The organism is Polaromonas sp. P1_E1_2, from assembly GCF_056406035.1.
Window position 1 is genome coordinate 1 of record NZ_JBFUAZ010000145.1, and the last position, 8,032, is coordinate 8,032.

At 64.7% G+C, this 8,032-nt stretch carries 8 protein-coding genes and 1 pseudogene; 7 read left to right on the top strand and 2 right to left on the bottom strand.

Features of this window, described 5'->3' with window-relative positions; all coding sequences use genetic code 11:
- Both AC1D1P_RS09215 and AC1D1P_RS09220 read left to right on the top strand, forming a co-directional pair.
- Positions 1 to 156 (top strand): annotated as a pseudogene (locus AC1D1P_RS09215) (BMP family ABC transporter substrate-binding protein); the annotation flags it as partial.
- A gap of 108 nt (positions 157 to 264) precedes the next feature.
- A complete protein-coding gene (locus AC1D1P_RS09220) occupies positions 265 to 1,317 on the top strand; it encodes an adenosine deaminase (RefSeq protein ID WP_477672757.1) in 1,053 nt (350 codons plus the stop codon).
- Here AC1D1P_RS09220 and AC1D1P_RS09225 read toward each other — a convergent pair.
- On the bottom strand, positions 1,275 to 2,588 hold the full coding sequence (locus AC1D1P_RS09225) for an MFS transporter (protein ID WP_477672758.1): 1,314 nt from the start codon (positions 2,586 to 2,588) through the stop codon (positions 1,275 to 1,277). The genes AC1D1P_RS09220 and AC1D1P_RS09225 overlap by 43 nt on opposite strands.
- A 131-nt stretch (positions 2,589 to 2,719) precedes the next feature.
- Here AC1D1P_RS09225 and AC1D1P_RS09230 point away from each other — a divergent pair, with 131 nt between their 5' ends.
- Entirely contained in the window at positions 2,720 to 3,694 is a 975-nt protein-coding gene (locus tag AC1D1P_RS09230; protein WP_477672759.1) for a LysR substrate-binding domain-containing protein, read from the top strand.
- A gap of 102 nt (positions 3,695 to 3,796) precedes the next feature.
- The gene (locus tag AC1D1P_RS09235) at positions 3,797 to 5,089 is read left to right on the top strand and encodes a YbfB/YjiJ family MFS transporter (protein ID WP_477672762.1); all 1,293 of its coding nucleotides are present in this window, start codon (positions 3,797 to 3,799) and stop codon (positions 5,087 to 5,089) included.
- 12 nt (positions 5,090 to 5,101) lie between these two features.
- Here AC1D1P_RS09235 and AC1D1P_RS09240 read toward each other — a convergent pair whose 3' ends face one another.
- Positions 5,102 to 5,506 carry a tautomerase family protein gene (locus AC1D1P_RS09240; protein ID WP_477672760.1) on the bottom strand — a complete coding sequence of 135 codons (405 nt, stop codon included), beginning with the start codon at positions 5,504 to 5,506 and terminating at the stop codon, positions 5,102 to 5,104.
- Between the two features lie 133 nt (positions 5,507 to 5,639).
- On the opposite strand from AC1D1P_RS09240, the gene AC1D1P_RS09245 reads away from it, so the two are divergent.
- From AC1D1P_RS09245 to AC1D1P_RS09255, 3 genes are all read left to right on the top strand, one after another.
- Complete coding sequence (locus tag AC1D1P_RS09245) at positions 5,640 to 6,524, top strand: LysR substrate-binding domain-containing protein (protein ID WP_477672761.1); 885 nt, start codon at positions 5,640 to 5,642, stop codon at positions 6,522 to 6,524.
- A gap of 271 nt (positions 6,525 to 6,795) precedes the next feature.
- Positions 6,796 to 7,431 (top strand): 7-carboxy-7-deazaguanine synthase, encoded by a 636-nt coding sequence (gene queE, locus AC1D1P_RS09250; RefSeq protein WP_477668112.1) that lies wholly within the window; start codon positions 6,796 to 6,798, stop codon positions 7,429 to 7,431.
- 23 nt (positions 7,432 to 7,454) lie between these two features.
- Complete coding sequence (locus AC1D1P_RS09255; RefSeq protein WP_477672763.1) at positions 7,455 to 7,817, top strand: 6-pyruvoyl trahydropterin synthase family protein; 363 nt, start codon at positions 7,455 to 7,457, stop codon at positions 7,815 to 7,817.
- The last annotated feature ends 215 nt before the right edge of the window (positions 7,818 to 8,032 follow it).

Genomic DNA, 8,032 nt, shown 5'->3' on the forward strand with positions numbered 1-8,032 from the left:
GGCCTGAAGGACGGCAGCTTCTCGATCTGGAAAGGCCCGATCACCGACAACACCGGCAAGGAGCTGCTGGCCAAGGATGTGGTGGCAGACGACAAATTTCTCGGCGGCCTGAAGACGTATGTCAAGGGTGTCGAAGGCAAGGTTCCCGGCAACTGAGGATAATGGACGCAGCGCCGTGCCCGGGGCAACAGTTCCTGGGCCGGAGCGCTCGCAACGTAGTTTCAAAGCTGCCTTCGGGCAGCTTTTTTTGTTTCTGGAGTTGAGATGACGCCCGCACCATTCAAGGTAAAACCCGTGTCCGCAGACCGCCTGCCCGCGCTGTTAAAGCGCATGCCCAAGGCCGAGCTGCACATGCACATCGAGGGCTCGCTTGAGCCGGAACTGATCTTTGCACTGGCCCGCCGCAACGGCGTGAGCATTCCCTACGCCAGTGTTGAAGAACTCCGCAGCGCTTATGCTTTCACCAACCTGCAGAGTTTTCTCGACATCTACTATGCAGGCGCCAGTGTGCTCCTCACCGAGCAGGATTTTTACGACATGGCCCAGGCCTACTTGCGCCGGGCCGCTGCTGATAACGTCGTGCACACCGAAATGTTTTTTGACCCGCAAACGCACACGGCACGCGGCGTCAGCATGGAAACGGTCATCAACGGCCTGCACCGTGCCTGTGTGGACGCGCAGGCCGGGCTGGGCATCAGCGCCTCGCTGATCCTGTGCTTTYTGCGCCAYCTSAGTGAGGAAGACGCRTTTGAAACGCTGGAGCAGGCCTTGCCCTTCCGTGACAAATTCATTGGCATCGGGCTTGACTCAGGCGAGGTCGGCAACCCGCCCGAGAAGTTTGCCCGCGTGTTTGCGCGCTGCCGTGAGCTGGGTTTTCACCTGGTGGCCCACGCCGGCGAGGAAGGCCCGCCCGAATACGTCTGGACGGCGCTTGACGTGCTCAAGGTGGAGCGTGTAGACCACGGCGTGCGTTCCAGCCGTGATGCATCGCTGATGCAGCGCCTGACGCAAGACCGCATTCCGCTCACGGTCTGCCCGCTCTCCAACCTCAAGCTCTGTGTGTTCCCGGACCTTGCCAGCCACAACCTGCGTGAGCTGCTTGATGCCGGGCTGGTAGCCACGGTCAATTCAGACGACCCGGCCTATTTCGGCGGCTACATGAATGACAATTTCACGCAGACTTTTGCCGCGACGGGACTGAATGCACAGCACGCTTACGTGCTGGCACGCAACAGCTTTGAGGCGAGCTTCATCGACGCTTCGGCGAAGGCGCATTATGTGGACCGCCTTAACGAAAGCTTCGAAGCCTTCAACTGAGTGCCGCGCACCGGTTTCGGCGCACCGGCCGCAAGCAGCGGCAGCGCCACCAACGCGCACAGGCCGGCCACACCCCAAACCATGGCCCAGCCTTGCCAGGCCAGCAGGTAAGGAAGGCTCAAGGGCGTGACAAAACACACCGCGAACACGCTGGTGTTGGCCATGCCCAGGGCGGTGCCGGCACGCCGCGCGCCGGCCAGCGTCGCGAGTTCGGTAAAGGCCACGCCGTGCCAGGCCGATACGCATATCCCGCAGGCCGCCAGTAGCGCCAGCAACGCGATGCCCATGGCGGCCGGCACCACGGGCCGCATCCCCGCCCAGGTCACCAGCGCCGCGAGCGCGCCGAACAATGCAATGCTCAACACGGTGCAGGTGCGTAAATAGGCGCGGCGGTTCTGGTGCCTGTCGGTCCAGTGGCCGCTCCAGACGCGCATGCCCATCGCGCCGACCTGCACGCTGACCATGGCGGTGGTGATCGCGGCCACGCCCCAGTGCGCGAAGTCATGCAGGAACACCGTGCCAAAGGACAGCACCGCGAACTGCGGCGCGCACAGAATGCCTATGCCCGCCACGATGCGCCAGACACGTGGGTCGCGCAGCGGGCCGCCGGTAGCATCATCCGCTCCGGGTACCGAGGCGATGGTCTGCTGTGCGGCAGCGGGAGGCGGCTCATGCAGCCATAGCCAGGCGAGGGCGGCCGTGGCCGCACACAGCAGCGCCAGCAAGCCGTAGATCACCGCGAAGCCCGCATGCAGCGCCAGCCCCGGAAGCAGCAGCGCGCCTATGCCGCCGCCCAGCGGCACGGCGGTTTGGCGGATGCTCATTGCCAGGCCGCGCTCGCCGCTCTGGAACCACGACATGATGGCGCGCCCGCTTGCGCCGTTGACGCTGCCGCCCAAAAGGCCCACCAGCAAGAGGCCGGCAGCCAGCAGTGGCAGGCSTGGTATGTGGCCGGGTGTGGGCGCCGCGAACAGTGCCATCGCCGCCAGCGCCGCCGCCGTCGCGCTCAGGCCCAGCAGCAGTACGGGCCGGTCGCCCCAGCGGTCGGCCAAGAGGCCCCAGGGCAGTTCGCTGACCGCGATGCCCAGGCCCATGAGGCCCAGCACCAGGCCCAGCGAGGTGTTGTCGAGCTGGTAGCCCGAACGCATGAAGATGGCGGTCATGGGCAGGCCGCTGAAAGCCACTGAAAAGCTGGCGTTGGCGGCTACGCCGACGCCCAACACCTTCCAGCGATGCAGCGGGCCGGGAAGGGGATGTGGGGAGCTGGGCATGGAGGGGTTTCCTAGGCGTGGAGGATGAAAAAACGAGAAAAAACGAGAAGACGGAGCCAGTGTAGAAAGTTAGAATCATTCTGAAAATCAGAAAATATTGGATGAATAGTTCCAATAAAAAGGATGATTAGATGACCCAGCCCCTGTTTGACCCCGACGTGTTGCGCACCTTTGCCACCGGCATGGCACTGGGCAGCTATGCCAAGGCCGCCGACCGGCTGGGACGCTCAACGTCCGCCGTGAGCGCACAGCTCAAGAAGCTTGAAGCGCAGGCCGACACGCCGCTGTTCCGCAAGGCCGGCCGCGGTCTGGCGCTGACCGACGCGGGCGAAACCCTGCTGGCCTACGCGCATCGCCTCCTGGACCTCAACKAGGAAGCCGCGGCGGCCCTGCGCGGCGCGGATCTGCAGGGCTGGGTGCGCCTGGGCCTGCAGGAAGATTTCGGCGAGACCTTGCTGCCCGGCGTGCTGGGCCGCTTCGCGCGCGCCCATCCCAAGGTCCGCATCGAAGCCTGCATGACGCGCTGCGCCGAACTGCGCGAACGGCTGGCCTTGCGCCAGCTGGACTTGGCCCTGGTATGGGACGCCGGCGAGCCCTCATCATTGCCGCATGGCGAGACGCTGCTGAACCTGCCCTTGCAATGGCTGGGCACCGCCGCGCAAGGTGAGGACCTTCCCGCCTGGGCCCGCGCGCTTCAAGCCAACGGCCAGAGCGGTGCCTGGCGCGGCGAGGCCTTGCCGCTGGTGCTGCTCGATGCGCCATGCCCGCTGCGCGACATCGCCACCGGCGCGCTGGAGCAGGCCGGCATTCCGTGGCGGCATGCTTTCACCAGCGCCAGCCTGGCGGCGCTCTGGGCCGCGGCTGCCGCCGGCCTGGGGCTCACGCTGCGCACTTCCCTCGGCTTGCCTGCCACCTTGCACGCGCTGGCGCCGGCGGCGCACGGGCTGCCCAGGCTGCCGCGCATCACGCTGTCGCTGTACCGCGCGATGGCCGAGCCCGAAGCGCCGGTGGCGCAGCTCGCGGCGCTGCTGCGGCAAGCGGTGCAGCAGCAGCCGGTGGCGCCGTCCGCGCCGCGGGCAAAGCGCGTGGCCGCTGTTCGCCGCTGAGGGTGCCGGCCCAGTCTTGCGCGGGGGTTATTCGGTGGGTACCTGGCTGGGCATAGGCGCAAACGTATGATCCCCACTGAACCATCAAGCAAGGATCCCGGCATGGCCGTAACGCCGAAGCAACACCAAGAGCCATCTCCCGCGCCGCACAGCCCCTGGCCCATTGCACTGGCTGGGTTGGTGGCACTGGCCGTAGCCATGGGTCTCGGGCGCTTTGCCTTCACGCCGCTGCTGCCGATGATGCTCAACGATGGCGTGGTCGATTTGCCGACGGCCAGCTGGCTGGCCAGCGCCAACTACTTCGGCTACATGCTGGGTGCGATTCTTTGCACGCTGCAGCCCTGGCTGTGGGCGCGCTTCAAGTGGCTGCCGCACCTGGCGTATTCGTCCCTGGTGCGCGCCGGACTGATTGCCACGGGCGTGCTGACGTTGGCCATGGGCTGGCATTTTCCGGCTGCATGGCCGCTGCTTCGCTTTGCCGCGGGCGTGACCAGTGCGGTGGTGTTTGTGTTTACTTCGGGCTGGTGCCTCTCGCAGCTGGCCAAGCGTGGCGTGCCCGCGATGGGCGGCATCATCTACGTCGGGCCGGGCGCCGGCATTTTGGTGAGTGGCCTGTTTGCCACTGGCATGGTCGCCTGGCACTGGACGGCCGCCAAGGGCTGGATGATTTTCGGCGTGCTGGCGTTTGCGCTGACAGCCTCGGTGTGGCGTGTCTTGCGCGGCGGCGATGAACGCTTGATTGCACTGGCGCCGCGCGCTGCTGCCCGGCCGGGTGATGCGCCGCAGCACCACGGCAATGCCGAGATGACCCTGCTCACGCTGGCCTATGGCCTGGCCGGTTTTGGCTACATCATTACCGCCACTTTTTTGCCGGTGATTGCGCGTGCGGCCCTGCCGGGATCAGCCTGGCTGGACATGTTCTGGCCCATTTTCGGCCTGGGCGTCATGATAGGTGCGCTGCTGGCCACACGCCTGCCGCCGGGCAAGGATTTCCGCCTGCTGCTGGCCGGCTGCTACTTTTTGCAGGCGCTGGGCATTGGGGCCAGCCTCTGGAGCCCCAGCCTCGCCGGTTTTGCGCTGGGCAGCCTGATGCTGGGCATCCCGTTTACCGCCATCACCTTTTTTGCGATGCAGGAAGTGCGGCGCCTCAAACCCGCCACGGCCGCCAGTTTCATGGGCCTTCTGACAGCCACATACGGTGTCGGCCAGATCCTCGGCCCGCCGCTGGTGGCCGTGCTGCTCCGGCGTACACCCAACGCGGGTGCGGGTTTCACGATGTCGCTGGAAATTGCGGCGGCCTCGCTGATGGTGGGCGCTGTGGTGTATGGGTGGATGGCGAAGGCTTATCCGGTACTGCCGGCTTTACCGTCTGGCGGCGTAGCGGCGCAGAAGTAAGCGCTTCGCTCATCAGTTAGGACCGGGCTGTTGCACCAGCGCCATGGCAAACTTGCCGCCGCCCACCGACCAGTCCGAATAGTCGTTTTCATGCATGAAGATGAAAACGTCATCGGCGGCAACACCGGCGTTGGTCTTTAAATTGCGCGCGATGGCCGCATAGAGTGCGCGCTTCATCGCATCGCTGCGGCCGCGCCGCATCGTGATCTCGACGACCACCGGCTGCTCTGAACGTGCCATGCCGTTGAAGCTTCGGTTGAAGAAGAACTGCTGCGCATCGTAGCTGCTGACCGAATTAAAAAGCTCGTCTTCAGGCATGCCAATGCTGTCGACCAGCGCCTGGTGAATCCCGTCGACGATGCCTTGCCGTTGCTGGGGGCTGGTGCTGTGGTGGACGCTGGTGCGGACAAAAGGCATGTGATTTTTCCTCAATTTAAATAGATGGCGGTGAATTGAAGTTTTCACCGAGGTGTCTCGAATTCTGGCAATCAATGACCGTCAGGAAAAGCGATTTGTTCGCAAGTCATATGTGCCATAAACTCACATAATGATGAAGCGCCGTCTCCCACCTTTGAATGCCCTGCGTGCCTTTGAAGCCGCTGCCCGGCTGGGCCGCATGACGGCTGCGGCCGAGGAGTTGTCGGTGACCCCCGGGGCCATCAGCCGGCAGGTGCGCCAGCTGGAGCAGTCCCTGGGCGTGCCGCTCTTCGAGGGTGCCAAAAACAAGCCACAACTGACCACTGCCGGCGCTGGGCTGTGGCCGGCGCTTGCCGCTGCGCTGGACCAGATGGAAGCCGCAGTGCGTGAAGTGCGCAGCAGCGAGGCCGGAACGCTGGACGTCTCCTGCTTCAGCACCTTTACCGTCAAGTGGCTGATTCCGCGTCTTTTTGATTTCAATGCGCGCCATCCCGATATCGACGTCCGGCTCAGCGCCGCCGAGCGTGTGACTGGTGTGGACCGTGACCGCTACGACCTCGTCATCACGGTAGACGGGCGGGGCAGCGAAAAGTCCGCCACGCTGCTGCCGCTGTTTGTGGAGCGCCTGGGCCCTGTCATGGCGCCTGGCCTCGCCAATCGGGCGAACGTGCGCGAAGCGATCGACCTGGCCCGCTTGCCGCTGCTGCACACCCAGACGCGGCGGGATGCCTGGCAGATGTGGTGCGAGTCGCGCGGCCTTGCCCTCCCCATTCAGGACGGTCCGGAGTTTGAGCACTACTACTTCACGCTAGAGGCGGCCGTGGCCGGCTTGGGCGTGGCGATAGCGCCCTGGCACCTGGTGATGGACGACGTGCGCGCCGGCCGCCTGGTGGCGCCGCTGGGCTTTGGCGAAAGCGCCTACCAGTACGTGGCCCGGCGGCGCGAAGAGGCCGATGCGAAGCTCGACACCTTTTGCGGCTGGCTGGAGCAGCAGGCGCATGAGATGCCTGTGCCTTGAGCGGCCCTGATCTGCCCGCAAATCCCCTGAAAACCCGCCATCGGCCCTGAACCGTTAAAATCAGGGCTTGCGTGCTGCCTCGGCGCGCCGGCATTTGCTTTGTTTCCGGGGCCATGTAGAGGACTACCATGTATAAAAACCTCGCGACCCCCGGTCTTTCGGCTTGTGTGGGCGCCTGTTTTTCCTGCTTTATTTCTCCCGCTCCCTCCTGTGTTTCGCCCCTGCTGCTGCCTGTGGCGGGCTGCGGCTGTGGCCGCGCGAAAGCCGCGCCATGAGCTACCAGGTCAAGGAAATTTTCTACACACTGCAAGGCGAGGGCGCCAATGCCGGACGGCCTGCGGTGTTCTGCCGTTTTGCGGGCTGCAACCTGTGGACGGGCCGCGAGCAGGACCGCGCCACGGCGGTCTGCCAGTTTTGCGACACCGATTTTGTCGGCACCAACGGCACGCTGGGCGGCAAGTTTGCCGATGCCGATGCGCTGGCGCAAAAAATTGAAGCACAGTGGCCTGTCGGCGATAGCGCCCACCGCTTTGTGGTGATGACAGGCGGCGAGCCCTTGCTGCAGGTCGATGCCGAACTGATCGCCGCGTTGCATGCGCGCGGCTTCCAGATTGCGGTGGAAACCAACGGCACCATTGCCGCGCCCCAGGGCATTGACTGGATCTGCGTGAGTCCCAAGGCCGGCGCACCTTGGGTGCAACGCGCGGGCCAGGAGCTCAAGGTCGTCTGGCCACAGCCAAGTTTCGACCTGGCCGAACTTGAGGCTGCCGACTTCACGCACCGTTACCTGCAGCCTATGGACAACCTGCAGCGGCAGCAGAACACCGAAACCTGCATCCAGCTGTGCATGGCACGCCCGGCCTGGCGCCTGAGCCTGCAGACCCACAAAATCACGGGCATCCGATGAAACAGCTCCCTAAGCCAGAACCCATGCGCTGCGAGATCAGCCAGACTTTCTACTTTGACGCGGCGCACACCTTGAAGCGCGTCATCGAGGCCGACAGTAGCAAGCGCGTGCACGGCCATACCTACAACGCCGAAGTTTTCCTGGCCGGCGTGCCTGACCCGGTAACCGGCATGGTGATGGACCTCGGCCTGGTGCGGCGCGAGATCGAGGTGCTGCGCGAAGAATTGGACCACCACCTGCTCGACGACGTGAAAGATCTGGGCCCGCCTACACTCGAAAATCTGTGCCAGTTCATCTTCCGCAAGCTGGACGCACGTCTGCCGGGCTTGACTTCGGTACGTGTCTGGCGCGCTTCGCTGGGCGACGGCTGCCGCGTGAGCCGCTGAACCCGGCCGTCCGGCTGGCAGCAAGCTCAAAAAGCCTGATAAGCCCTATAGGCCTTATCGGGTTCTGAGTATTCAGCCCGCCGGTGACTGGGTTAATCTTGCAGCCATGAAAGCCTATCGCGCCGCCCTCCTGTACTTTGCCGCGCCTGCGCAGGCCGTTTATGAGGCTGATGGCCTGCTGGTAACCGGGCCCGATGCCGAAGGCCGCCAGGTGG

Bases quoted from the DNA above. Each gene is read 5' to 3' on its own strand.
- AC1D1P_RS09245 (WP_477672761.1), top strand. From the start codon at position 5,640: ATGAAGCGCCGTCTCCCACCTTTGAATGCCCTGCGTGCCTTTGAAGCC.
- AC1D1P_RS09240 (WP_477672760.1), bottom strand. From the start codon at position 5,506: ATGCCTTTTGTCCGCACCAGCGTCCACCACAGCACCAGCCCCCAGCAA.
- AC1D1P_RS09235 (WP_477672762.1), top strand. From the start codon at position 3,797: ATGGCCGTAACGCCGAAGCAACACCAAGAGCCATCTCCCGCGCCGCAC.
- AC1D1P_RS09255 (WP_477672763.1), top strand. From the start codon at position 7,455: ATGCGCTGCGAGATCAGCCAGACTTTCTACTTTGACGCGGCGCACACC.
- queE (WP_477668112.1), top strand. From the start codon at position 6,796: ATGAGCTACCAGGTCAAGGAAATTTTCTACACACTGCAAGGCGAGGGC.